Origin of the sequence: Brevundimonas sp., assembly GCF_029946145.1 — a bacterium.
Lineage (GTDB): Bacteria > Pseudomonadota > Alphaproteobacteria > Caulobacterales > Caulobacteraceae > Brevundimonas.
Genome location: NZ_JAQSDY010000032.1, coordinates 45,288 through 68,202, shown reverse-complemented (window position 1 = coordinate 68,202; position 22,915 = coordinate 45,288). Strand labels below are relative to the sequence as shown.

The following is a 22,915-nucleotide window of genomic DNA, read 5'->3' as shown; positions in this document are numbered from 1 at the left end:
GGCTCAGGCCGTCAGGGCCGAAGCCCGCGCCGCCTTCCGCGCCTCGATCCGGGTCCAGATGCGGTCGTGGGCGGTGAAGAAGACCGTCTGCACCAGGGGCTCGATGATGCCGATGGCCAGCGAGATCTTCCAGTCGCGGGTCAGGGCGAAGGCCACCGCCACGGCGACAACGAAATGCATCACGCCATAGGTGACGGTCTTGAGCGCGACCTGTTTGAACGAGCGGGGCAGGGCGTGGCTGTGGCCATGGTGGCCGTGGGCGCGCGTCTGTTCATACGGGTCCATGATCTCCAGCCGGGCTGTGAAGGCTTCCGAGGCCTCCTCCAGCCCTGACAGCATCCTGCGCCGCTCGATCCGGTGCCAGACGCGGTCGTGGATCGAATAGGCGATGGTCTGGAAGAAGGGCTCGACCACGCCCACGGCCAGCGCCAGCCGCCAGTCACGCGTGATGGCGAAGGCCACCAGGATGGCGACCACCAGGTGCATCACGCCATAGCTCGCGATCTTGAGCGCGAGGCGGCGGGCGGTGCTGATGAGCGTGCGGACCATAGGTCTCCCAGATGTGGGGCCGGCGCCGCATCCGGCAAGGCAATTGTTCTTATCATCGCGATAAGCGCGGGCGGCCCTTGCGGTTCCATGCCGCTCACCGCTATACGCGGCCCGCAAAACGGAGACTCCTCATGGAGATACGCGAAGGGCTCACCTTCGACGATGTTTTGCTGGAACCCGGCCCGTCAGAGATCATGCCCGCGGATGCGGATGTCTCGACGAAGCTCACCCGCGACATCCGACTGAACATCCCGCTGACCTCGTCCGCCATGGACACGGTCACCGAAAGCCGGCTGGCCATCGCCATGGCCCAGGCCGGCGGTCTGGGCGTGCTTCACCGCAACATGACGGTCGAGGAACAGGCCGATCAGGTCCGCGAGGTCAAACGCTACGAAAGCGGCATGGTCATCAATCCGGTGACCATCACGCCGCAGACGACGCTGGGCGAGATTCGCGCCATCGTGGCCAAGAAGAAGATTTCGGGCTTCCCGGTGGTCGATCCGAAAACCGGCAAGCTGGTCGGCATCCTGACCAACCGCGACATGCGGTTCGACACCGATCCGAACCGCAAGGCCATCGAGCTGATGACCACGGGCGATCTGGTCACGGTGCGCGAGGGGGCCGGACGCGACGAGGCGAGGGCGCTGCTGCGCGACCGCAAGATCGAGCGCGTCATCGTCGTCGACGAAGACTATCGCGCCACCGGCCTGATCACGATGAAGGACATCGAGAAGGCCCAGGCCCACCCCCACGCCGCCAAGGACGATCAGGGCCGGCTGCTGGTCGGCGCCGCCTCGACCGTCGGCGACGCGGGATACGAGCGGGCCATGGCCTTGGCCGAGGCCGGGGTGGACGTGGTCGTCATCGACACGGCCCACGGCCATTCGATCCAGGTCTCGCGCGTGGTCGAGCGCATCAAGCGCGAGTCCAACCGCATCCAGATCATCGCCGGCAATGTCGCCACCTATGACGCCGCCCGCGCCCTGATCGACGCGGGCGCCGACGCCGTGAAGGTCGGTATCGGCCCGGGCAGCATCTGCACGACCCGCATCGTCGCGGGCGTCGGCGTGCCCCAGCTGACCGCCATCATGGAGGCCTTCCGGGCGGCGAAGGAGTCCGGCGCGCCGGTCATCGCCGACGGCGGCATCAAATATTCGGGCGATCTGGCCAAGGCCATCGCGGCGGGCGCGTCCTGCGCCATGATGGGCTCGATGTTCGCCGGCACGGACGAAAGCCCCGGCGAGGTCTTCCTGTACCAGGGCCGGTCCTACAAGTCGTACCGCGGCATGGGCTCGGTCGGGGCCATGGGCGCCGGCTCGGCCGACCGCTATTTCCAGAAGGAAGTCGAGGACACCCAGAAACTGGTGCCCGAGGGCATCGAGGGCCAGACGCCGTACAAGGGGCCGATCGCCCCGGTGCTGCACCAGATGGTGGGCGGCCTGCGCGCCGCCATGGGCTACGTCGGCGCCGCCACCATCGCCGATCTGCAGGACCGCGCCCGCTTCGTGCGGATCACCGGCGCCGGTCTGCGTGAGAGCCACGTCCACGACGTGATGATCACGCGCGAAGCGCCCAACTATCGGCAGGGATGAGCGGGGAGGCTCACGCCATGGACATGACGCCTGAATTCATCGTTCTCGCCTTCACCCTGATGCTGGCGCTCGTCCAGATCGGCTGGGCCGGAGCGGCGCGGACCGCCGAGCTGGGGCTGAAGTGGAACGCCGGGCCCCGCGACGGTGAAACGCCGCCGCCGGGCAAGCTGGCCGGCCGGCTGATCCGCGCCCAGGCCAATCTGTTCGAAACCCTGCCGATCTTCGCCGCCGCCGTGATTATGGCGCATGTGGCTGGCAAGGACGGCGGCCCCCTGACCCTGTGGGGAACGCATCTCTATCTTTTCGGCCGCGTGATCTACCTGCCGCTCTACGCCTTCGGCGTCGCCTATGTCCGGTCTCTGGCCTGGGGTGTGTCGTTCGTGGGGCTGGTCATGGTCATCGCGGCCCTGTTCGTTTGAAAGCCTGAATTGACCCCAGCAGCCCGCCTGGCCTCCGCCGCCTCCGTCCTCGACAGCATCGCCCAGGGCCGCGCGCCCGCCGATGTCGTGCTCAAGGCCTGGGGCGCCGCCAACCGCTATGCGGGGTCCAAGGACCGCCGCGCCGTCGCCGAGCGGGTCTATGAGGTGCTGCGCTCGCGCGGCCGGCTGGTCCGCGCCATGGGCGGGCGCGAGGATGGGCGGGCGCTGGTGATCGGCTCGCTGGCCTTCCTGGACGGCCTGACGCTGGAAGAGATCGAGGCCCTGCACGCGGGCGACGGCTACGGCCCGCGTCCGCTGTCCAAACAGGAACGCGCCCGCATCGAGGCCGGGGAGGGCGATCTGCCCGACTGGGCCGCCGCCGGCCTGCCCGAGTTCGTGGCCGAGGACCTGAAGACGACCTTCGGCGACCGCTGGAGCGAGGAGGCCGTCGCCCTGATGGCTCGCGCGCCCGTCGACCTGCGCGTCAACACCGCCCGCACCACCGTCGAGGCCGCCCGCGCCGAACTGACCGCCGGGGGCCTGACGCCCAGGCCGACGCCGTGGTCGGCGGTCGGCCTGCGCCTGCCGTCCGAGCCCGCGCCGAATGTGCAGGGCCTGAAGGCCTTCAACGCCGGCGAGGTCGAGATCCAGGACGAAGGCAGCCAGATCGTGACCTGGCTGGCCGGATCGGGCCTGAGCTTCACGCCCGACAGCATCGTCGTCGACTATTGCGCAGGGGGCGGCGGCAAGACCCTGGCGCTGGCGCAGATGATGTCCCCTTCTCCCCTTGCGGGAGAAGGTGGCGGCCGAAGGCCGACGGATGAGGGGTCACGCAGTTGGTCCCCAGTGTCGTCCGACAGCCCGGCAGACGGCGGTGAGACCCCTCATCCGACCCGCTCCGCGGGCCACCTTCTCCCGCAAGGGGAGAAGGGAAGGGGATTGATCGCCTGCGATGTGGTGCAGAAGCGACTCGACAACATCCGTCCGCGGCTTGAGCGCGCCGGCGTCGCCGCCGATCTGCGCCTGCTGGGCCCGAACGGCGGCGGGGTGGAGGAATTCAACGGCAAGGCCGACCTGGTCTTCGTCGACGCCCCCTGCAGCGGCTCCGGCGCCTGGCGCCGCCGGCCGGAGGACGCATGGCGTCTGAAGGCCGACGAAGTCGAGCGCCTGCACGCCCTGCAGTTGCGCATCCTCGCCCAGGCCGCCCAGCTGGTGAAACCCGGCGGCCGGCTGGCCTATGTCACCTGCTCGATCCTGACGCGGGAGAACGAAGCCGTCGCCGACGCCTTCGAGGCGGCCCATCCCGGCTTCCGGCCCGTGCCCGCGACCGATCTGCTGGCGGCGAAGACCCTGTCCGACGCCGCCCGCACGGGTCTCGGCGACAAGGCGAAGGGCGGACGCATCCGCCTGTCGCCCGCCTCGACAGGCACCGACGGCTTCTTCGCGGCCCTCTATGAGCGGCGGGCGTGAGCAGGGACTGGATCCTTTCCAGCTTCGGTCCGAAGACCGCCCTCTGCGTCATGGCCGCCGCGCCCGAATACGGCCCGGCGCTGCGCGCGCGCATCCGGCCCCTGATCACCGGCGTCGGTCCCGTCGAGGCCGCCGTGGGCGTGGCCCATGCGCTCGAGAGCCTGAGGGCCGAAGGCGCCCTGCCGGACATGGTCGTCTCGCTGGGCTCCGCGGGCTCGCGCAGCCTCGACCACGCCCGCGTCTACCGGGTCATCGAGGTCAGCTACCGCGACATGGACGCCAGCGTGCTGGGCTTTCCGAAAGGGGAGACGCCGTATCCGCGCCTGCCCGCCGTCCTGCCGCTGGCCGCGGGGCCGGCCGCCCTGCCGACGGCCCGGCTCGCCACCGGGGCCAGCGTCGTTTCGGGCGCCGCCTATGACGCCGTCGATGCCGACATGGTCGATATGGAGACCTTCGCCGTGGTCCGCGCCGCCGCCCGTTTCGGCCTGCCCGTGATCGGCCTGCGCGGCGTCTCGGACGGCCGCACCGACCTGTCCGCCCTCGAACACTGGACCGACGCCCTGGCCGAGATCGACCTCCGGCTGGCCGAGGCCGTTGACCTGTTGCATGACCATTTCACGCCTGCCGCCACGGAGTTCGCATGACCGCCCCCGCTGTTCACCAGAAGGTCCTGATCGTCGATTTCGGCAGCCAGGTGACGCAGCTGATCGCGCGGCGCCTGCGCGAGGCCAACGTCTATTGCGAGATCCATCCGTTCGACAAGGCCGAGGCGGTGGTCGATGAGATGAAGCCGCAGGCCATCATCCTGTCGGGCGGCCCGGCCAGCGTGCTGGAGCCGGACAGCCCGCGCATCGGCCGCAAGCTGTTCGACCTCGGCCTGCCGATGCTGGCCATCTGCTACGGCCAGCAGCTGCTGTGCGATGTGCTGGGCGGCAAGGTCGAGGGCGGGCATCACCGCGAGTTCGGCCGCGCCGAGATCGTCATCGCCGACGAGACGCCGCTGTTCGCGGGCATCGGCGCCGTCGACCATCGCGAGCCGGTGTGGATGAGCCACGGCGACCGGGTCACCGCCATCCCGGAAGGCTTCCGGGTCATCGCCACCTCGGCCGGCGCGCCGTTCGCCGCCATCGCCGACGAGACGCGCCGGATCTATGGCGTCCAGTTCCACCCCGAGGTTCACCACACCCCGCGCGGGACCGAGATCTATCGCAATTTCCTGTTCGGCATCGCCGGGCTGAAGGGCGACTGGACCATGGCCGCCTACCGCGACGAGAAGATCGCGCAGATCCGGGAACAGGTCGGCGACGCGAAGGTGATCTGCGGCCTGTCCGGCGGGGTCGACTCCTCGGTCGCGGCGGTTCTGATTCATGAAGCCATCGGCGACCAGCTGACCTGCGTGTTCGTGGACACCGGCCTGCTGCGCAAGGACGAGGCCGAACAGGTCACGACCTTGTTCCGGGAGCACTACAACATTCCGCTGGTCCACGTTGATGCGTCGAAGGAATTTCTTGGAGAACTGGCCGGGGTCTCGGATCCCGAGACCAAGCGCAAGATCATCGGCCGGGTGTTCATCGAGATCTTCGACCGCGAGGCGCATCGGATCGAGGGCGCCGAGTTCCTCGCCCAGGGCACCCTCTATCCCGACGTCATCGAAAGCGTTTCCGCCTCGGGCGGTCCGTCGGCGGTGATCAAGAGCCACCACAATGTCGGCGGCCTGCCGGACTTCATGAAGCTGAAGCTGGTCGAGCCGCTGCGCGAACTGTTCAAGGACGAGGTGCGGGCGCTGGGCCGCGAGCTGGGCCTGACCGACGCCTTCGTGGGGCGTCACCCGTTCCCCGGACCCGGCCTGGCCATCCGCATCCCCGGCGAGATCACGCCGGAGGCGGTCGAGACCCTGCAACAGGCCGACGCCATCTATCTGGAGGAGATCCGCAAGGCCGGGCTTTACGACCAGATCTGGCAGGCCTTCGCTGTCCTGCTGCCGGTGAAGACTGTCGGCGTCATGGGCGACGCCCGCACCTATGAGAAGGTTCTGGCCCTGCGCGCCGTCACCTCGACCGACGGCATGACGGCGGACTTTTTCGAATTCCCGTGGGACGTGCTGGGCAAGACCGCGACCCGCATCGTCAACGAGGTGAGGGGGGTCAACCGCGTCGTCTACGATGTCACCTCAAAGCCGCCCGGCACCATCGAGTGGGAGTGAGGGGCGGCGGGCATGCGGGGGCGACCTCTGGCACCGCCCAGCAGGGTCACGCCCGCGCTTTCATGGCGACGTCCGAGCCCGCCCCCATGGCGACTCCGACATCGGCGGCCGCGAGGGCCGGCGCGTCATTGACCCCATCCCCCGCCATCGCGACGACCCGGCCTTGCGAGCGAAGCTGTTCGACGACGGACGCCTTGTCCTGCGGCAGGGTCCCAGTTCTCCAGAGGGCCGTCCGCCGTCTGCCAGACGAAGCCGCCGACCGCATTAAGCAGGCTGTCAATCCGGCCGAAACGCTCAACCACCGCGTTTACGGCGGTCTGGGCCGCCGCCGGGTCGGTCAGGTCGACGTTGCCCAACCCCATCCAGTCATCGCTGTCCGCGCGCTCCCCAGGCGTGAAGTCGATGGCGGCCACGGCGTCACCACGCGCCACGGCGGCGACCGCGATCGCCCGCCCGAGCACGCAAGGCGTCGGTAATCCCTGTGACCGGCTTGCTCATCGGGCGTCTCTTTCAGTGTGGCGTTCAGCTTCGGGTGCGGTCGCCGGAGGTCAAGGCATGGGAAGCGCGCGACCTCTTCAGAAAGCCTCGTCTGCGTAAACAGTGCTTTTTCCGCTAGGTTCGTCGCACCTTCACCATTGTCCGAGGGGCATTTTGACACCTTAACTGCTTTCTCCGGGCAGGCGTTCCCGTGTCCGCAGGCCGATATCATGTCTCTTGTTCAGATCGAGAATCCCGACGGCGCGGCGATCGTGACGCTCAATCGCCGGGGAAGGCGCGCCGCCAGGCCACCGGCGTGTCAGCCGGTGGTCACGGCCAGCGAGACCTCGCAGGAGGAGTCCGCTGGCATGGAACACCGCCCGCGGCAGTACCGGGAGGCAAAGGCGTGGGAATGCAATGTCCGGATTTCAGGATCGTTTCGTCATGCGAACAATTGTCTTGAGCGGGCGGACCTGTAGGCTGTGAGTCCGAACGGGTCGTATCGCGTAGGGGCGTGAGGCGAAGGGCGGTTAAGGCGTCGGGAGAGGCTGTGATTTCTGTCTGGGACGGTATCGAAGAATATATTTCGGTGGTGGAGACGGGGAGTTTCACCGCCGCCGCCGACCAATTGGGCGCCTCGAAATCCTTCGTCAGCAAGCGGATCAGTGAGCTGGAGACCCGTCTGGGCGTTCAGCTGCTGAAACGCACAACGCGTCAGGTCTCGATGACAGCCATAGGCGAGCGATTCTACGCCTCATGCCGGGAGATGCGCCGCTCGCTCGCCGTGGCCAGCCATGAAGCGGCCCAGATGCAGCAGACGCCCACGGGCAAGCTGAAAGTGTCGCTGAACGACACTTTCGACGTTAACTTCATTTCGGCCGTCATCGCCGACTTCGCATGCCAGTATACGGGCGTGGGGATCGAGATTCATGCGGGTTCGCGCGAGGTCGATCTGATCGGCGAGGATTTCGATGTCGCCATCCGCTATGGCGACCTGATCGACTCCAGCCTGAGGGCCGCCCGCATCGGATATCTGTCCTTCTGCCTGTGCGCCTCGCCCGCCTATCTGGCCGAGCGTGGCGTGCCCAAGGGGATCGCGGACCTGAAGAACCATGCCTGTCTGTCCGACTTGAGCGGACACTGGTGGTTCAACTCCAGCGACGGTGCGGAAAAGGTCCGGGTCAGCGGTCGCTGGAAGAGCAACAAGGGCGCGGCGCTGCGCGTGGCGGCCGTCCGCGGCCTCGGCATCGCCCAGTTGCCGATCGCCTTCGTGCGCAGCGAATTGGCGTCGGGAGCCCTGGTCGCCGTCGAGGACGAGTGGAGCTATTACGATCGCGAAGCGTGGGCCATTTTCGCGCCCGGAACCCCGGTGCCGGCGACGCTGAGGCTGCTGCTGGATTTCCTGTCCAGCCGCTTCGCCCGGACCCAACTGCGCCCGTGGATGCAGACCTCGCTGGCCGAGTTGGACGTATTCCTCGCCGGCGGGCCCGCCGAGCAGACGCATGTCGCCGAGGTCGACCGATAAGCCGGGGCCATTGTCCGCTCGCGCGAACGCTCAGTGTAACCACGACGCCTTATCGCTGCGTCTGATCTTGATAACGTGCGGGCTCAGTCATCTCCGCCCAGGGCGGGCAGGGGCTTCTATGGTTCAATTTTAGACGTCGGGCAAACCGGCGCTTTGCGAGGAAAACCCATGGTCGATCGATTCCCCATGCCGATTCCCTTCGGTTGGTTCTTTGTCTCCTATTCGGACGAGCTGGAGCCGGGCGACGTCAAGCCGGTCCGCTATTTCGGCGAGGACCTGGTTCTGTATCGAACCGAAGGGGGCGCCGCCGGCCTGGCCGAGGCCTATTGCCCGCACCTGGGCGCCCATATCGGCCATGGCGGGTTTGTCGAGGGCGAGACCCTTCGCTGCCCCTTCCACTCCTGGGCTTTCGACCTTTCCGGCGCCTGCAAGGATATCCCCTATGCGCGCATCATTCCGCCGGCGGCGCGCAAGCCCGGCTGCCTGAAGACCTTTGCGATCACCGAAACCAACGGCGTGGTCTGGGCGTGGTATCATCCGCAAGGCGCGGCCCCGATGTTCGAGGTGGAGGTGCTGGACGAGGTGACGTCGCCCGATTGGGGCGCGCCCATCCGCTATCAGTGGACCTTTGACAGCAACCCGCAGGAGATCGCCGAGAACGGCGTCGACCTGGCCCACTTCAAGTACGTGCACAAGATGGACGCCGTCCCCGAGGGCGAGAGCCACTATGAGGGCCATGTCCGCCGGAGCCTGGCGGCTGGCCAGCGCACCATGGATCTGCCGGACGGCACGGTCCGCACCCTGGATACCGAGGTGCGAACGCTTCAGACCGGCGCGGGTCAGAAGTCGACACGCTTCAAGGGCATGGCGGACCTGCTGCTTCAGGTGCTGGCCACGCCGGTCGAGCACGACAAGGTCGAGCTGCGTTTCGAGTTCCGCCACCCGAAATTCCCCGAGGGCGCGCCCGAGAACGAGATGATCCGCCGCTCAATCGCCGGCATCATCGGCCAGTCGGGCGTCGAGGGCGATATTCCGATCTGGCATCACAAGGTGCACCGCGCCCGCCCGCTGCTCTGCGACGGCGACGGGCCGGTCCTGCGTTTCCGCGAGTATTTCGAACAGTTCTACGAGTTTGACGGCGACCCCGCCGCGCGCGTCGCGGCCGAATAGACGCCTGCCACCCTTTCCTCCACCGAAGTAGACAGGCGTTATGATGGGGATGGTGACGGCATCGGAAAGGCGCTCGCCCGAGCTCGCGCCGGTTCCGGTCCAGCAGTGCTCGATCCGGATCGACAAGGAGGACATCAAATTCTCCGCCGGACATTTCACGCTGTTCGCCGACGGCGCGCGAGAACGCCTGCACGGCCATAATTTCAATGTCGCGGCCGTCATCACCACCCGTGTCGAAAACAACGGGATGACGTTAGATTATAACATCATAAAGCGAGCTCTTCGGGCGCTGTGCCAAGAGCTGGACGAGTATGTCCTGATCCCCACGCTGGTGCCGTCCCTGACCATCAGCACCCTCGGCCGAAGCCTGGTGATCGTCTTCGGCGAGGATGAATTCCGTCTGCCGGCGGGCGATGTCCGGCTGCTGCCCATTCGCAATACGACGGTCGAGGAACTGGCCGCCTACCTGCTGAACCGGCTGGTGGGGCAGGAGGCCTGGTCGGCGCGCTGGGGCGTAACCGAGATCGCGCTGGAGGTCTCGTCTGGTCCGGGCCAGTCAGCCCAGTGCCGCTGGCGGGACGTCGGCGCATGAGGCGCGGCGTGGTGGTGACGGGCGGCAGCCGCGGGATCGGCCTGGCGACCGCGCGCCTGTTCCAGCGGTCGGGCTATGAGGTCGTCAGCCTGTCGCGATCCGCACCAACGGCGCCGGGAGTCGAACATCTGGCGGTCGACATTACCGAACTGGCTTCGGTAGAGAGAGCGGCGGTCGTACTGACCGAGCGTGCGGTGAGCTGGGATCGGACCGTCCTGATCCATAACGCCGCCGTGCATCGACGCGACACGGTAAGCAGCCTGACGGCGCGCGATCTTCAGGCGGTTCTCAGCGCCAATCTGGCGGCGCCCCAGGCGCTGAACCACGAGCTGATTCCGGTGATGGGGTCGGGCTCCTCCATCCTCTATGTCGGCTCGACCCTGGCGGAAAAGGCGGCGCCCGGCGCCGCCTCCTACGTCACCAGCAAGCACGGCATGATCGGCCTGATGCGTGCGACCTGTCAGGATCTGGCGGGCAGTGGCGTCCATACGGCCTGCATCTGCCCCGGCTTCACCGACACGGCAATGCTGCGCGCCCACGTCGGCGACGCGGTGGGCTCGATCACGGCCATGATCACCGCCGGCCGGTTGCTGGAACCCGAGGAGATCGCGGAGATCGCGCGCTTTTGCGCCGACAGCCCGGCGCTCAACGGGGCGGTGCTGCACGCCAATCTGGGCCAGATCGAAAGATGAGCCGGATGTATGTCGTGGGAAGCAAAGCTGTTGTTCGGGCGGACCTGCCCCGAAATCATCATTGTATTCAGTCAATTCGACGGATCACCTCCGCCGCCATTTTCATCCTTGAGAAAGATCATTGATGACCGTCCTAGATGATGCGCCAGTAATTCGTGTGCTTCCTGAAGATGAGCCGGCGACGATGGTCCAGAAGCCGCCCTCGGTCGTCTATTCGTGGATGGTCGTTATCCTTCTTTTCGTCTGCTATACGATCGCGGCGATCGACGCCAAGGTCATGACCTTGATGGTCGCGGACGTCCGTCAGGACCTGAAGCTGGACGACTTCCAGATCAGCCTGCTGCAGGGTTTCGCCACTGTGGTTCTGGTCGCCGTGGCGGCCGTGCCCATCGGGCGCATCGTCGACAACGGTCGCAATCGCGGCAAGCTTCTGGCGGGCGGCATCGTCCTCTGGTGTCTGGCCACGGCGGCCAGTGGTCTGTCGCGGAGCTTCGGCCACCTGTTCGCCGCGCGGGTCGCCGTCGGCATCGGTGAATCGACCCTGGGTCCGACGGCCTATTCCCTGATCAGCGATTATTTCGAGCCCAGGCGCCGCGCCTTCGCGATCAGCGTCTTCGCCCTTGGCTACCCTGTCGGCGGCGGTCTGGCTCTGGTCATCGGCGCCTATGTCCTGCAGGCGGCCAAGGCCTACGGCGCGGTCATCCTGCCGGTCATCGGCCTGGTGCAGCCCTGGCAGATGGTGTTCTTCATCGTCGGCCTGCCGGGACTGCTGGTCGCGGTCCTGGTGGCCCTGATCCGCGAGCCCCAGCGACATGCGTCGCCCACGGCGGTGATCGGCGTCCAGCGAATGACCCTGCGTGAAACCGGCGGCTTCCTGGCGCACCGCTGGAAGGTCTATTCGTCGCTGATCGGGTCGGTGTCCCTGTTGGGGATGCTCGCGATCGGTACGGCCATCTGGTACCCGACCTTCCTGATCCGCACCTATGGGATGACCGCCACCGAGGCGGGCTATTCCTTCGGCATCCTGATGATCGTCTGCGGCGGACTGGGCAATCTGACCGGCGGCTGGTTCTCGGGCTTTTTCATGCGTCGCGGCCACCCGGCGGCCAACCTCAACATCATGACCTGGGTCACCCTGGTGAAGGTCGCGCCCCTGGTCGTCGGCCCGCTGATGCCGACGGCGGGCGGCGCCCTGCTGCTGATGGGTATCGCCACCTTCATCGGCCAAGGCACCAACAGCGTCGCCCTTGCCTCGCTTCAGGACATCACGCCCAGCCGTCTGCGCGGCCAGATGACCGCCCTGATGTTGCTGTGTGTCACCCTGGTCGGCACCGCCCTGGGCTCCAGCGTCATCGCCGCCATGACCCAGTTCGTCTTCCACGACGACGGCGCCCTGCGCTATTCTCTGGCCATCCTGCCGGCGATCATCGGACCCGCGGTGGCGCTGATGTTCGTCCTGGCGCGCAAGCCCTATCGCGCCGCCATGATCGAGATGGGCGAGTGGCACGAGAAGAAGAAGACATGAGCGTCTCGACCCTGCCGCAGGCGGTGATCGACGCCGCCGCCAGGTTCGGGGACGCCCTGGCCATAGTCGACCGCGAACGGCTGACCTTCGCCCAGCTGGAGCAGCGCGTTCTGCACGGCGCGGCGGCCCTGATCGAGGCGGGCCTGACCCCCGGTGACCGCGCGGCGATCTGGGCGCCGAACAGTGCGGAATGGATCGTCGCCTGTCTGTCGGTCCAGTCGGCCGGCGGGGTGGTCGTGACCATGAACACGCGGATGAAGGGGCTTGAGGCGCAATACATCCTCAACAAGACCCGGGCCCGCATTCTGCTGACGGTCGGCGATTTCCTGGGCCAGGATTATCGCACTCTGCTGGATGGCCTGGACCTGCCCCATCTGGAGCGAGTCCTGACGCTGGACGGCGACTGGAACGCCTTCGCCGCGACGGGGCGGTGCCTGGACCGCGCCCGCGCCGCCATGCTGGCCGTCGGCGGCGATGACCCCGCCGACATTCTGTTCACCTCGGGCACGACAGGCCATCCCAAGGGCGTGGTCAGCGGCCACGCCCAGAGCGTGCAGGCCTTCACCTGCTGGGCCCATTGCGCCGGTCTGACCGAAGGCGACCGCTATCTGATCGTCAATCCGTTTTTCCATACCTTCGGCTACAAGGCCGGCTGGTTGGCCTGCCTGCTGAAGGGGGCGACGGCCTATCCGATGGCGACCTTCGATCCGGCGCGCGTCGTCGACCTGGTCGAGGGCGAGGGCATCACCGTCCTGCCGGGGCCGCCGACCATCTTCCAGCAGTTGCTGACCAGCAGCGCCAAGACCGGCGTGACCCTGTCGTCGATCCGGGTCGCCGTGACCGGAGCCGCGTCGGTGGCGCCGTCGCTGGTCAAGCGGATGCAGGACGAACTGGGCATCCGCAACGTCCTGACCGCCTATGGTCTGACCGAAAGTTCGGGCATGGTGACGATGAGCCAGATGGGCGATGGCGTGGAACGCATCGCCACCAGCTGCGGCAGGCCGATCCCGGGCGTCGAGGTGAAGTGCGTCAATCGCCTCGGAGAGTCGGTAGCGCCCGGACGGGAGGGTGAGATCTGGGTGCGCGGATTCAACGTCATGGCCGGCTATTTCGAAGACCCGGAGGCGACGGCCGAGGCGGTGGACGCTCAAGGATGGCTGCACACCGGCGACATCGGCTGTTTCGACGCCGACGGCTATCTGCGGGTCACGGACCGGATGAAGGACATGTACATAAGTGGCGGCTTCAACTGCTATCCGGCCGAGATCGAGCGCATCCTGTCGGCTCATCCGGCTATCGCCCAGGTGGCGGTCATCGGGACGCCGGACGAGCGTCTGGGCGAGATCGGCAAGGCCTTTATCGTCCTGCGCGCCGGGGCCGAGGCCACTGCGGAGGAGATCTGCCAATGGTGCCGCGCCAACATGGCCAACTACAAGGCGCCGCGCGCCTTTGAGCTCGTCGAGGCTCTGCCCGTCAATGCTGCGGGCAAGGTGCAGAAATTCCTGCTGGCCGCCATGGCCGGGAATGAAGGCGCGCGCCATGGGTGAGGGCGCGGTCACGGTCGATCTGTCGGGCCAGGTCGCCCTTGTGACGGGCGGCGCCAAGGGAATCGGCAAGGCCATAGCCCAGGCGCTGCTCGAGGCCGGATGCCGCGTGGTGGTTTGCGGCCGCAACCAACCGGAGACCCTGCCTTCACATGACAGCCGGACGGCCGAGTTCACGGCTTGCGACGTGCGGGCCGCAGATCAGGTGCGGACCATGGTCGACGGCGTGGTCGAGCGCCATGGCCGGCTCGATATCGTGGTCAACAACGCCGGCGGCTCCCCTGCCGCCGCCGCCTCTACGGCCTCGCCGCGCTTCAGCGACGCGATCGTGGCCCTGAACCTGATGGCGCCCCTGCACGTCTCGCAGGCTGCCTGGCGGCATATGCAGGCGCAGCCGAACGGCGGGAGCATCGTCAACATATGCAGCGTCGCGGGCGTCAGGCCTTCGCCGGGCACGGCGATCTATGGGGCGGCCAAGGCGGGGCTGATCAACCTGACCCAAAGCCTGGCGATGGAGTGGGGGCCGAAGATTAGAGTCAATGCCATCATCGTCGGCCTGATCGCCACCGAAGGCGCCACGGATCATTACGGCGCGGGTCATGGCGCGATCGCTGAGGCTTTGCCGCTGAAGCGGATGGGCGCCGGGCGTGACATCGCCAACGCCGTCCTCTTTTTCGCGTCGCCGCTGGCGTCCTACGTCAGCGGCGCGCGGCTGGCCGTCGACGGCGGCGGAGAGCGACCCTCCTTCCTCGATCTGGTCTGAGGCTCCGGGCGGGTCCAGGACCGGCCCTCGCCGTAGTTGTTCCGCGGCCGGGCGCTCCTTCCCCTTCACCATCCCGGCGGAGGCCCGGATGGTGAAGGGGAAGATTTCCGCGGGCTCGGTCAGCCGCGCTCGGCGCCGCGGGCTTCACGGGGCAGGCCGAGGCTGCGCTCGGCTATGATGTTGCGCTGGATCTGGTTGGTGCCGGCGTAGATGGTCTCGGCGCGCGACATCAGATGCATCTTGGTCAAGGCACTGAAATCGGCTTCACCTTCCCCGACCTGACCGGGCAGACCCTGAACATCCATAGCCAGCTCGCCCAGCGAGCGACGCCAGTTGGCCCAGTAGAGCTTGTAGGTATAGGCGCCGGAAGTCGGCGTCTGCGGGTCCTTGTTGGCCAGCATCCGCAGGGCGCTGGCGCGCATGACGGTCAGGCCGACATGGGCCTTGGCCAATCGCTGGCGGATCAGGGGCGAGCGCGCCGCGCCGTTGGCCTTCGCCAGCGCGACCAACTCATCCAGGTCGTTGCGGAAATGCATCTGCTGGCCGAGAGTCGAGACGCCGCGCTCGAAGGCGAGGGTGGCCATGGCGACCTTCCAGCCTTCGCCCGGCTGGCCGACAATGTTCTCGGCGGCTGTTTCAGCGTTGTCGAAGAAGACCTCATTGAACTCGGCCTCGCCGGTCATCTGGCGGATGGGCCGGATGGTGACGCCCGGTTGATCCATGGGCACCAGAAGATAGGCGAGGCCGCTGGCGCCGCGCGTGCCGGAATCGGCGCGGCAGATGACGAAGACCCAGTCCGAGAACTGCGCCATCGATGTCCAGACCTTCTGGCCGTTGATGATCCAACGGCCGTTCTTCAGCCAAGCGGTCGTGCGCACATTCGACAGGTCGGACCCGGCGTTCGGCTCCGAATAGCCCTGGCACCAGATGTCGGCGCCAGAGGCGATGCCGGGCAGGAACTGCTTCTTCTGCTTTTCCGTGCCGTGCAGCAGTATGGTCGGACCAGCCAGTTCGATGCCGATGTGACCGATGCGCGAGGGGGCTTTGGCGCGGGCGTATTCCTCGGCGAAGATGACCTGTTCGGCGATGCTGGCGTCGCGACCGCCCCAGGCCTCGGGCCAGCCGATGCAGCCATAGCGCGCCTTGCCCAGCGCCGCTTCCCACGCCCGGCGTTCCGGAATGGCGTCGACGTGATTGTTCAGCCCGCGGAGGGGAGCGAAGGGACCGGACAGCTGGTCATCCAGCCAGGTCGCGACCTGTTGGCGGAAACCCTCGTGTTCGGGTGCGAAATTACGGCTCATTCCAGCCCCCTATATGGCTTCGGCGATGGTCAGGGCCAGGCCGTCCAGGGCGTCGCTCATCTGGATCTGGCAGGCGAGGCGAGAGTTGGGACGGACCTCGATCACCTCGCCGATGGCCTCGATCATCTCGCGCTCTTCGTCCTTCGGCTCGGTCAGCTCGGCCAGCCAGGCCTCCTCGACATAGACATGGCAGCTGCCGCACGAGCAGGCGCCGCCGCAGGTGCCCTCGACCGTGGTTCCTCCGTCGCGCAGCACTTCCATCAGGCGGCGGCCGGGCTGGGCCTCCAACGTCAGCGACTCCCCGTTCTGCTGGGTCACGAAGATCTGGGCCATCAATACACCTCGAACAGGGCGGCGGCGCCCATGCCGCCCCCGACGCACATGGTCACCACGGCGCGTTTGACGCCGCGACGCTTGCCTTCAAACAACGCGTGAGCGGCGGTGCGCACACCGGTCATGCCGAACGGATGGCCTACCGCGATGGCCCCGCCGTCGACATTGAACAGGTCCGGATCGATTCCCAAGGTGTCGCGACAATAGACCGCCTGGCAGGCAAAGGCCTCGTTCAACTCCCACAGGTCGATGTCAGACACCTTGAGCCCATGGCGGGCCAGAAGCCGGGGCACGGCGAAGACAGGGCCGATGCCCATTTCGTCGGGACCGCAGCCCGCGACGCTCATGCCCAGACAGGCGCCGAGGGGCGTCAGGCCGGCGCGGGCGGCGGCGGCGGCCTCCATCAGGACCACCGCGGCGGCGCCGTCGGACAGCTGCGAGGCGTTTCCTGCCGTGATGTGGCGGCCCTGTTTGATGATCTCGCCATCCTTGAAGACCGGCTCCAGCCGGGCCAGGTCCTCGAGCGTGGTCGAGGCGCGCGGGCCCTCGTCGGCGGTGAGGGTGACCGTCTCATGGCTGATCGCGCCAGTGGCCTTGTCGACCACCTGTTTGCGCGTCGTCAGCGGCGCCAGTTCGGCGGCGAAGCGACCGGCGGCCTGGGCGGCCGCAGTGCGCTGGTGGCTCTCGAAACCATACCGGTCCTGCGCCTCGCGACTGATCCCGTAGCGGTCGGCGACGATCTCGGCCGTCTCGATCATCGGCAGATACATGCGCGGCGAACGGGCGATGACGCTCTCGTTGCGGGCGCGATAGGCGTTCTTGTGCTTGTTCTGGGTCAGGGTGATCGATTCGACCCCCCCCGCGACAACGACCTCCATGCCGTCGTCGCTGATCTGTTTCGAGGCCGTGGCGATGGCCATCAGGCCCGAGGCGCACATCCGGTCCAGGGCCATGCCCGCGACGCTGTCGGGAAAGCCGGCCGCGGCGGCGGTCAGGCGGCCGATGTTGTAGCCCTGGGTGCCCTGCTGGGCGGCGCAGCCGACGATGACGTCCTCGATGCTGGCGGGGTCCAGGCCCGCCCGCCTCACGGCCTCGGCTACGACATGGCCGGACAGGGCCGTGGCTTCGGTGTCGTTAAAGGCGCCGCGATAGGCCTTGGCGATCGGGGTGCGGGCGGCGCTGACGATGACGGCTTGGCGCATGAAATCTCTTTACGGATAGTAGCGACTGATGGCGTCGAGAACGCAGGCCGGCCTGGCCTCGCCTTCGATCTCGACGGTGATGCGGACCGTCGCCTGAACAGACCCCCCCTTGGCCTCTTCGGCGCGGAGCAGCAGACCCGAACCGCGCAGGCGCGATCCGACCCGGACGGGGGCGAGGAAGCGGATGTTGTCGCAACCCACGTTCACCCCCATCGAAATGCCCCGCACCTCGATGATCTGGGGAAGGAAGAGGTTGGCCAGGGAGACCGTCAGATAGCCGTGGGCGATCGTCGCGCCGAACGGGCCCGTCCTGGCGCGTTCCGGATCGACGTGGATCCACTGGTCGTCGCCGGTGACCTGAGCGAAGCCGTCGATCCGGTCCTGATCAATCCGCACCCAGTCGCTCACGCCCAGCGGCGCGTCGACCCGGCCCAGCAGTTCGTTCGCCGTCTCGAACACGACCATGTATCAGGCCCGCTGGCTGGAGACCGACAGCACTTCGCCGGTCATGTAGGAGGACAGGTCCGAGGCCAGGAACAGGATGGCGTTGGCCACTTCCCAAACTTCCGCCGGGCGGCCGAACGCCTCCTGCGCGGCGAGGGTCTCGAGCAGTTCCGGCGTCGTCACCTTCGCCAGGAAGGCGTGCATGGCGATGGAGGGGGCGACGGCGTTGACGCGGACGCCGTGGTCGGCCGCTTCCAGCGCCGAACAGCGGGTAAAGGCCATGACGCCGGCCTTGGCGGCGGCATAGTGGGCCTGAAGCTTCTGCGCCCGCCAGCCCAGGACCGAGGCGTTGTTGATCACGGCCCCCGAGCCTTGCGCGTACATGATCGGCAGGAAGGCGCGGCTCATGCGGAAGACGCTGGTCAGGGTCACGTCGAGGACGCGTCCCCACTCGTCGTCGGCCATGTCGACCACGGCGGCCGAGCCGCCTAGACCGGCATTGTTGACCAGAACGTCGACGCGGCCGAGTTCCGCGACCGAACGGGCGGCGAGGGCCTGGACCTCCGCCTCGATGGTGACGTTGCAGAGCTGGGTCGCCGGGCGTCGTCCGACAGCGGCCTCGATCGCGTCGGCGGCCTCGTTCAGGCGGCGCTCATGCAGATCGCTGATCAGCAGGCTCGCGCCTTCCTCGGCGAAGCGCCTGGCAACGGAAAAGCCGATGCCGGTGCCGGCGGCGGCGGTGATGACGGCCGTCTTGCCCTGCAACAGGTTGCGGGCGACCGGATAGGGCGGAGGAGGGGTCATGCGCTGGTTTCTGGAGCCTCGTCCAGACCGATCAGGCTGGCGACGGATTCATAGTGATGGGACGGGCCGCCCAGCAGGGCGGCGCTGGCGCGGGCGCGCTTGAAATAGAGATGGGCGTCGTGCTCCCAGGTGAAGCCGATGCCGCCATGGATCTGGATGGTGTCCCCCGCGCATTGCAGGAAGGCTTCGGAACAGCAGGCTCCGGCGGTGGCGGCCGCCTCGGCCATCGCGTCGGGCACGTCCAGCAGGCGCACGGCGTAGTAGAGGGCCGAGCGGGCGGATTCGACGGCCAGCATCATGTCGGCCAGCTTGTGCTTGATGGCCTGGAACGAGCCGATGACCCGGCCGAACTGAACGCGCTGTTTGGCGTATTCGGTGCTGATTTCCAGCGCCCGCTCGGCCCCGCCCAACTGTTCGGCGGCCAGCATCACGGTTCCGACCGCCAGCATCCGGCGCACGGCGGCGGCGGCCGTCCCGGGCGCGCCCAAGAGGGAGTCGTCTCCGACGCGGGCCTGATGGAAGTGCACGCGGCTGAACGGCCGGGTCAGATCGAGACTGGTCAGGCGCTCGATGCTGATCCCCGGCGTGTCGGCGGCGACAGCGAGCAGGCTGAGACCGTCCCAGCCCGTCGTGCCAGCCGTACGCGCGATGACGATCAGCAGGTTGGCGGCGTGGCCCATCAGCACGTATTCGGCGGTTCCGTTCAGCCGCCAGCCGTCGCTGTCCGGCTCCAGACGGATCGCGACGTCGGACGGGACGGGCGCACCGGTGGCGCCGGTCAGACAGACGGCGGCGCGGATCCCGCCCTCGATCAGGCGGGGCAGGAACTCCGCCTGTCGCGCCTCGCAGCCCGCCGACATGAGGGCGGGCAAAGCCAGGCCGAGGGTCGGAAACAGCGGGGCCGCCGTCAGAGTGCGGCCGACCTCTTCATGCAGGATGGCCAGTTCGACCAGGCCGAGGTCGCTGCCGCCGAACCTCTCGGGCGCAGCGACGCCCAGCCAACCCATCTCCTGGGCCATGGCGCGCCACTGTTCGGGATCCCAGCCGTCGGCGGATTCGATGGCGGCGCGCAGGCGCGCGGAACTGCCGTGTTCGTCCAGAAACGCCCGGGCGCTTTCGGCGATGGCCTGTTGTTCGTCGGTAAGGGTGATGTTCATGCGCCCGCCCTCAGCCGGCGCCATAGACGGGTTGTGGCGGGGTGCGCCGGGCCAGCAGCTCGCTGACCACCGGGCCGACCTCTGACGGATCCCAGCGGCGTCCCTGGTCTATGGCGGGGCCGTTGCGCCAGCCTTCGGACAGCATGATCCGCCCGCCCTGCAGCTCGAACACCTGTCCCGTCACTCCGGCCGAATCCGCGCTGGCCAGCCAGACCACGGTGGGGGCGACATTGGCGGGGTCGTTGGCGTCGAATCCGTCCTCAGGCGCCTGCATGGCGTCGGCGAAGGCGGTCTCGGTCATCCGGGTCCGCGCCGCCGGGGCCAAGGCGTTGGCGGTGATGCCGTAACGGCCCAACTCCGCGGCCTGGACCAGGGTCAGGCTGGCGATGCCCCCCTTGGCCGCCGAATAGGCGCTCTGGCCGATCGAGCCCTGAAGGCCCGCGCCGGACGAGGTGTTGATGATGCGGGCGTCGGGGTCATGCCCCTGTTTCTGCTTGGCCCGCCAGTAGTCGACGGCGGCGCGGCTGAGGCAGAAATGGCCGCGCAGGTGGACGCGCAGTACGGCGTCCCATTCGTCGGGCGTGCAAGAGACGAACATCCGGTCGCGGACAAAGCCGGCGTTGTTGACCACGGCGTGCAGGTCGCCGAAGGCGTCGAGCGCCGTCCGGACCATGCGCTGGCCCGCTTCGACCTCAGTAACGTCGTCGCTGTTGGCGATGGCCTCGCCGCCAGCCGCGACGATCTGATCGACTACCGCCTGGGCCGCGCCGGTGGTCTGACCGGCCTCGCCGTGCGCGCCGACGTCCAGATCATTGACCATGACCCTGGCTCCCTCGGCCGCCAAGGCAAGGGCATAGGCGCGGCCCAACCCCCGACCTGCGCCCGTGACGATGACCACCCGGCCTTCACAGATACCGAACATGGACGCTTCCCTCACAGCCGCTCGATGATGGTGACATTGGCCTGACCGCCGCCTTCGCACATGGTCTGCAGGGCGTATCGGCCGCCCCGGCGCTCAAGCTCGTTGAGCAGGGTGGTCATGATGCGCGCCCCGGTCGCCCCCAGTGGGTGGCCCAGGGCGATGGCCCCGCCGTTGACGTTGACCCGGTCGCGGGGAACGCCGAGCTCCTTCATCCAGGCCATGGCGACCGATGCGAAGGCTTCGTTGCATTCGAACAGATCGACGTCCTCAATCCTCAAGCCCGTCTTTTCGAGGGCATGGCGGGTGGCCGAGATCGGCGCGGTCAGCATCCAGATCGGATCGTCGGCGCGCACGGAGATGTGGTGGACGCGGGCCCGCGGCGTGAGCCCGTGATCCTTCACGGCCCTGGGAGAGGCGAGCAGCAGAGCGGCGGCGGCGTCGGCGGTCTGGCTGGCCACGGCGGCGGTGATGCGGCCGTCGGGGATCAGCGGCGCCAGGGTCGCCATCTTCTCCAGCGAGGTCTGACGCGGGGTCTCGTCGCGCGTGACGTCTTCCAGCGGGATGATCTCGTTGTCGAAGCGCCCCGCCGCGGCGGCGTCCAGCGCGCGCTGATGGCTTTCCAGTGCGAACTGCTCCATCTCGGTGCGGCTGATTTCCCACCTGTCGGCGATCATTTCGGCCGAGCGGAACTGGCTGACCTCCTGATCGCCGTATCGCTTCAACCAACCGTTCGAACCACGGAAAGGGTCGGCGAAACCATAGGCCTGACCGGCCAGCATGGCGGCCGAGATCGGGATGGCGTTCATGTTCTGGACCCCGCCGGCGACGACCAGATCCTGCGTCCCGCTCATTACGCCCTGGGTCGCGAAATGCACGGCCTGCTGAGCCGAGCCGCACTGGCGGTCGATGGTCACGCCGGGCACATGTTCGGGCAGGCCCGCGGCCAGCCAGCAGGTTCGGGCGACGTCGCCGGCCTGAGACCCCAAGGTGTCGCAGCAGCCGAACACCACGTCCTCGACGGCGGCGGGATCGACGCCAACGCGGGCCATCAGGGCCGACAGGACGTGGGCGCCCAGGTCGGCGGAATGGACGTGGGCCAGGCCGCCCTTCTTGCGCCCGACAGGGGTGCGGACGGCGTCGATGATATAGGCCTCATGCGGCATCGGCGGCGACTTCCTTCAGGGCGGTCCAGGCGAAGCTGTGGTCGATGTCGGCAGCTGAGATGGCGTGGGCCCTGACGCGGGCGCGGTGGAAGCTTTCGTCGCCCCAGACGCCGGAGAGGGCGAGGGCGCGTTTCAGCAGGAAGTGGACGTCCACTTCCCACGAATAGCCCATGGCCCCGTGCACCTGGATGGCGGTGCGGGCGGCCAGCGACGCGGCCTCGGCGGCGGCCAGCTTGGCGTGCGAGGCGCGGGCGCGCGACAGGGCGTTGTCGGCAGCCCGCTCGGCGGCGGCGGCGAAGACGACGGGTCGGGCGAATTCGATCTTCACCTGGGCCGTGGCCAGCAGATGCTTCACCGCCTGATTGACGCCGATGGGCTTGCCGAACTGGATGCGTTCCTTCGCATAATCGACGGCCAGTTCGACGCTGCGCTCCGCAAGTCCAATGGACTGGGCGGCGGCGAAGATGGCGCCGCGCTCAAGAGCCGTGGCCAGCAATGGGGCCGCCGTCCGGGAATCCGCGACCAGCGTGTGCGTCGATGGCGTCCAGATGACGTGCGACAGGCGGCGGAAAGGGTCGATGCCGGGCTGGGCGATCAGCTCGACGACCGGGGACTCGACCAGATGCAGGGCGCCGTCGTGAACCAGAAGCAGGGCGGCGGCCGTGTCGGCGTCGGCTACGAATGGGTTCGACGGGTGGCTCAGAGCCACGGTCACCTCGCCCGTCAGCGTCCTGTCCAGCCATGCGCAAGCGCGCGGATGATCGATGGCGGCCAATAGCGGCAGGACCACGCCCGTCTGTTCGACGAGCGGCTCGGGCAGGGCGGCGTGGCCGCAGGCTTGGGCGATCAGGACGAAGTCGGTCTCATCCAGACCGAGGCCGCCCTTGGCATCGGGGACCATGAGGCCGGTCAGGCCCAGATCGAGGACCTGGCGCCAGCGGTCGCCGTCGCGGGCCGCACCGCTGTCGATCAGTCGGCGCAGGTGCGCGGCGGTGCATTCGGCCCGCAGCAGGTTGCGGACGACCTCGGCGAAGGCCTGTTGTTCGTCGGAGAAGGCGAAATCCACGA

The 22,915-nt window shown here is 67.8% G+C and carries 23 protein-coding genes and 1 pseudogene; 12 read left to right on the top strand and 12 right to left on the bottom strand.

The window, feature by feature from the left end; all coding sequences use genetic code 11:
- Window positions 1-3: 3 nt before the first annotated feature.
- Window positions 4-549, bottom strand: coding sequence for a DUF2061 domain-containing protein (locus PSV23_RS17185; protein ID WP_300471540.1), 546 nt, complete (start codon window positions 547-549; stop codon window positions 4-6).
- Between the two features lie 131 nt (window positions 550-680).
- Here PSV23_RS17185 and guaB point away from each other — a divergent pair, with 131 nt between their 5' ends.
- Genes guaB through guaA form a run of 5 tightly spaced genes read left to right on the top strand, consistent with a single transcriptional unit; the run spans window position 681 to window position 6,233 of the window.
- On the top strand, window positions 681-2,141 hold the full coding sequence (gene guaB / locus PSV23_RS17180) for an IMP dehydrogenase (RefSeq protein WP_300471538.1): 1,461 nt from the start codon (window positions 681-683) through the stop codon (window positions 2,139-2,141).
- Between the two features lie 17 nt (window positions 2,142-2,158).
- Window positions 2,159-2,560, top strand: a complete 402-nt coding sequence (locus tag PSV23_RS17175; protein ID WP_300471536.1) for an MAPEG family protein — start codon at window positions 2,159-2,161, stop codon at window positions 2,558-2,560.
- Between the two features lie 9 nt (window positions 2,561-2,569).
- Window positions 2,570-4,030, top strand: coding sequence for an RsmB/NOP family class I SAM-dependent RNA methyltransferase (locus PSV23_RS17170; RefSeq protein WP_300471534.1), 1,461 nt, complete (start codon window positions 2,570-2,572; stop codon window positions 4,028-4,030).
- Complete coding sequence (locus tag PSV23_RS17165; RefSeq protein ID WP_300471532.1) at window positions 4,027-4,674, top strand: 5'-methylthioadenosine/S-adenosylhomocysteine nucleosidase; 648 nt, start codon at window positions 4,027-4,029, stop codon at window positions 4,672-4,674. Before PSV23_RS17170 ends, PSV23_RS17165 begins: the two co-directional genes overlap by 4 nt.
- Complete coding sequence (gene guaA, locus PSV23_RS17160; protein WP_300471530.1) at window positions 4,671-6,233, top strand: glutamine-hydrolyzing GMP synthase; 1,563 nt, start codon at window positions 4,671-4,673, stop codon at window positions 6,231-6,233. The genes PSV23_RS17165 and guaA overlap by 4 nt, the downstream gene beginning before the upstream one ends.
- A gap of 32 nt (window positions 6,234-6,265) precedes the next feature.
- Here guaA and PSV23_RS17155 read toward each other — a convergent pair.
- Together PSV23_RS17155 and PSV23_RS17150 are read right to left on the bottom strand one after the other, a co-directional pair.
- Window positions 6,266-6,441, bottom strand: a pseudogene (locus PSV23_RS17155) (HAD-IC family P-type ATPase); the annotation flags it as partial.
- Window positions 6,359-6,646 carry a hypothetical protein gene (locus tag PSV23_RS17150; RefSeq protein ID WP_366524275.1) on the bottom strand — a complete coding sequence of 96 codons (288 nt, stop codon included), beginning with the start codon at window positions 6,644-6,646 and terminating at the stop codon, window positions 6,359-6,361. The pseudogene PSV23_RS17155 and the gene PSV23_RS17150, both read right to left, overlap by 83 nt.
- 614 nt (window positions 6,647-7,260) lie before the next feature.
- Between PSV23_RS17150 and PSV23_RS17145 the strand changes: the two genes are divergently transcribed.
- The 7 genes from PSV23_RS17145 (at window position 7,261) to PSV23_RS17115 (ending at window position 14,521) form a co-directional block, all read left to right on the top strand.
- The gene (locus PSV23_RS17145) at window positions 7,261-8,235 is read left to right on the top strand and encodes a LysR family transcriptional regulator (protein ID WP_300471526.1); all 975 of its coding nucleotides are present in this window, start codon (window positions 7,261-7,263) and stop codon (window positions 8,233-8,235) included.
- A gap of 168 nt (window positions 8,236-8,403) precedes the next feature.
- Window positions 8,404-9,405 carry an aromatic ring-hydroxylating dioxygenase subunit alpha gene (locus PSV23_RS17140; protein ID WP_300471524.1) on the top strand — a complete coding sequence of 334 codons (1,002 nt, stop codon included), beginning with the start codon at window positions 8,404-8,406 and terminating at the stop codon, window positions 9,403-9,405.
- Between the two features lie 52 nt (window positions 9,406-9,457).
- Complete coding sequence (locus tag PSV23_RS17135) at window positions 9,458-9,997, top strand: 6-carboxytetrahydropterin synthase (protein ID WP_300471522.1); 540 nt, start codon at window positions 9,458-9,460, stop codon at window positions 9,995-9,997.
- Entirely contained in the window at window positions 9,994-10,689 is a 696-nt protein-coding gene (locus tag PSV23_RS17130) for an SDR family oxidoreductase (protein ID WP_300471520.1), read from the top strand. Before PSV23_RS17135 ends, PSV23_RS17130 begins: the two co-directional genes overlap by 4 nt.
- Window positions 10,690-10,873: 184 nt before the next feature.
- Window positions 10,874-12,214, top strand: coding sequence for an MFS transporter (locus PSV23_RS17125; RefSeq protein WP_300471518.1), 1,341 nt, complete (start codon window positions 10,874-10,876; stop codon window positions 12,212-12,214).
- Complete coding sequence (locus PSV23_RS17120) at window positions 12,211-13,761, top strand: FadD3 family acyl-CoA ligase (RefSeq protein WP_300471516.1); 1,551 nt, start codon at window positions 12,211-12,213, stop codon at window positions 13,759-13,761. The genes PSV23_RS17125 and PSV23_RS17120 overlap by 4 nt, the downstream gene beginning before the upstream one ends.
- Window positions 13,754-14,521, top strand: a complete 768-nt coding sequence (locus PSV23_RS17115) for an SDR family oxidoreductase (protein ID WP_300471514.1) — start codon at window positions 13,754-13,756, stop codon at window positions 14,519-14,521. The genes PSV23_RS17120 and PSV23_RS17115 overlap by 8 nt, the downstream gene beginning before the upstream one ends.
- A 119-nt stretch (window positions 14,522-14,640) precedes the next feature.
- Here PSV23_RS17115 and PSV23_RS17110 read toward each other — a convergent pair whose 3' ends face one another.
- Genes PSV23_RS17110 through PSV23_RS17070 form a run of 9 tightly spaced genes read right to left on the bottom strand, consistent with a single transcriptional unit; the run spans window position 14,641 to window position 22,913 of the window.
- Window positions 14,641-15,822, bottom strand: a complete 1,182-nt coding sequence (locus PSV23_RS17110) for an acyl-CoA dehydrogenase family protein (protein ID WP_300471512.1) — start codon at window positions 15,820-15,822, stop codon at window positions 14,641-14,643.
- 9 nt (window positions 15,823-15,831) lie between these two features.
- Window positions 15,832-16,155, bottom strand: coding sequence for a 2Fe-2S iron-sulfur cluster-binding protein (locus tag PSV23_RS17105; protein WP_300471510.1), 324 nt, complete (start codon window positions 16,153-16,155; stop codon window positions 15,832-15,834).
- Window positions 16,155-17,357 carry an acetyl-CoA C-acyltransferase gene (locus tag PSV23_RS17100; RefSeq protein WP_300471508.1) on the bottom strand — a complete coding sequence of 401 codons (1,203 nt, stop codon included), beginning with the start codon at window positions 17,355-17,357 and terminating at the stop codon, window positions 16,155-16,157. Before PSV23_RS17100 ends, PSV23_RS17105 begins: the two co-directional genes overlap by 1 nt.
- A gap of 9 nt (window positions 17,358-17,366) precedes the next feature.
- Window positions 17,367-17,822, bottom strand: coding sequence for a MaoC family dehydratase (locus PSV23_RS17095; RefSeq protein ID WP_366524270.1), 456 nt, complete (start codon window positions 17,820-17,822; stop codon window positions 17,367-17,369).
- 3 nt (window positions 17,823-17,825) lie between these two features.
- Window positions 17,826-18,605 (bottom strand): SDR family oxidoreductase, encoded by a 780-nt coding sequence (locus PSV23_RS17090; RefSeq protein ID WP_300471504.1) that lies wholly within the window; start codon window positions 18,603-18,605, stop codon window positions 17,826-17,828.
- Window positions 18,602-19,762 carry an acyl-CoA dehydrogenase family protein gene (locus PSV23_RS17085; RefSeq protein WP_300471502.1) on the bottom strand — a complete coding sequence of 387 codons (1,161 nt, stop codon included), beginning with the start codon at window positions 19,760-19,762 and terminating at the stop codon, window positions 18,602-18,604. The genes PSV23_RS17090 and PSV23_RS17085 overlap by 4 nt, the downstream gene beginning before the upstream one ends.
- A 10-nt stretch (window positions 19,763-19,772) precedes the next feature.
- Window positions 19,773-20,684, bottom strand: a complete 912-nt coding sequence (locus tag PSV23_RS17080; protein ID WP_300471500.1) for an SDR family oxidoreductase — start codon at window positions 20,682-20,684, stop codon at window positions 19,773-19,775.
- 11 nt (window positions 20,685-20,695) lie between these two features.
- On the bottom strand, window positions 20,696-21,847 hold the full coding sequence (locus PSV23_RS17075; protein WP_300471498.1) for an acetyl-CoA C-acetyltransferase: 1,152 nt from the start codon (window positions 21,845-21,847) through the stop codon (window positions 20,696-20,698).
- Complete coding sequence (locus PSV23_RS17070; RefSeq protein ID WP_300471496.1) at window positions 21,837-22,913, bottom strand: acyl-CoA dehydrogenase family protein; 1,077 nt, start codon at window positions 22,911-22,913, stop codon at window positions 21,837-21,839. Before PSV23_RS17070 ends, PSV23_RS17075 begins: the two co-directional genes overlap by 11 nt.
- Between the last annotated feature and the right edge of the window lie 2 nt (window positions 22,914-22,915).

Excerpts from the sequence above, each read along its gene's own strand:
- PSV23_RS17090 (WP_300471504.1), bottom strand. The coding sequence starts at position 18,605 with ATGACCCCTCCTCCGCCCTATCCGGTCGCCCGCAACCTGTTGCAGGGC.
- PSV23_RS17075 (WP_300471498.1), bottom strand. The coding sequence starts at position 21,847 with ATGCCGCATGAGGCCTATATCATCGACGCCGTCCGCACCCCTGTCGGG.
- PSV23_RS17185 (WP_300471540.1), bottom strand. The coding sequence starts at position 549 with ATGGTCCGCACGCTCATCAGCACCGCCCGCCGCCTCGCGCTCAAGATC.
- PSV23_RS17100 (WP_300471508.1), bottom strand. The coding sequence starts at position 17,357 with ATGCGCCAAGCCGTCATCGTCAGCGCCGCCCGCACCCCGATCGCCAAG.
- PSV23_RS17105 (WP_300471510.1), bottom strand. The coding sequence starts at position 16,155 with ATGGCCCAGATCTTCGTGACCCAGCAGAACGGGGAGTCGCTGACGTTG.
- PSV23_RS17085 (WP_300471502.1), bottom strand. The coding sequence starts at position 19,762 with ATGAACATCACCCTTACCGACGAACAACAGGCCATCGCCGAAAGCGCC.
- guaA (WP_300471530.1), top strand. The coding sequence starts at position 4,671 with ATGACCGCCCCCGCTGTTCACCAGAAGGTCCTGATCGTCGATTTCGGC.
- guaB (WP_300471538.1), top strand. The coding sequence starts at position 681 with ATGGAGATACGCGAAGGGCTCACCTTCGACGATGTTTTGCTGGAACCC.
- PSV23_RS17140 (WP_300471524.1), top strand. The coding sequence starts at position 8,404 with ATGGTCGATCGATTCCCCATGCCGATTCCCTTCGGTTGGTTCTTTGTC.
- PSV23_RS17110 (WP_300471512.1), bottom strand. The coding sequence starts at position 15,822 with ATGAGCCGTAATTTCGCACCCGAACACGAGGGTTTCCGCCAACAGGTC.
- PSV23_RS17175 (WP_300471536.1), top strand. The coding sequence starts at position 2,159 with ATGGACATGACGCCTGAATTCATCGTTCTCGCCTTCACCCTGATGCTG.
- PSV23_RS17130 (WP_300471520.1), top strand. The coding sequence starts at position 9,994 with ATGAGGCGCGGCGTGGTGGTGACGGGCGGCAGCCGCGGGATCGGCCTG.
- PSV23_RS17115 (WP_300471514.1), top strand. The coding sequence starts at position 13,754 with ATGGGTGAGGGCGCGGTCACGGTCGATCTGTCGGGCCAGGTCGCCCTT.
- PSV23_RS17125 (WP_300471518.1), top strand. The coding sequence starts at position 10,874 with ATGGTCCAGAAGCCGCCCTCGGTCGTCTATTCGTGGATGGTCGTTATC.
- PSV23_RS17120 (WP_300471516.1), top strand. The coding sequence starts at position 12,211 with ATGAGCGTCTCGACCCTGCCGCAGGCGGTGATCGACGCCGCCGCCAGG.
- PSV23_RS17095 (WP_366524270.1), bottom strand. The coding sequence starts at position 17,822 with ATGGTCGTGTTCGAGACGGCGAACGAACTGCTGGGCCGGGTCGACGCG.
- PSV23_RS17080 (WP_300471500.1), bottom strand. The coding sequence starts at position 20,684 with ATGTTCGGTATCTGTGAAGGCCGGGTGGTCATCGTCACGGGCGCAGGT.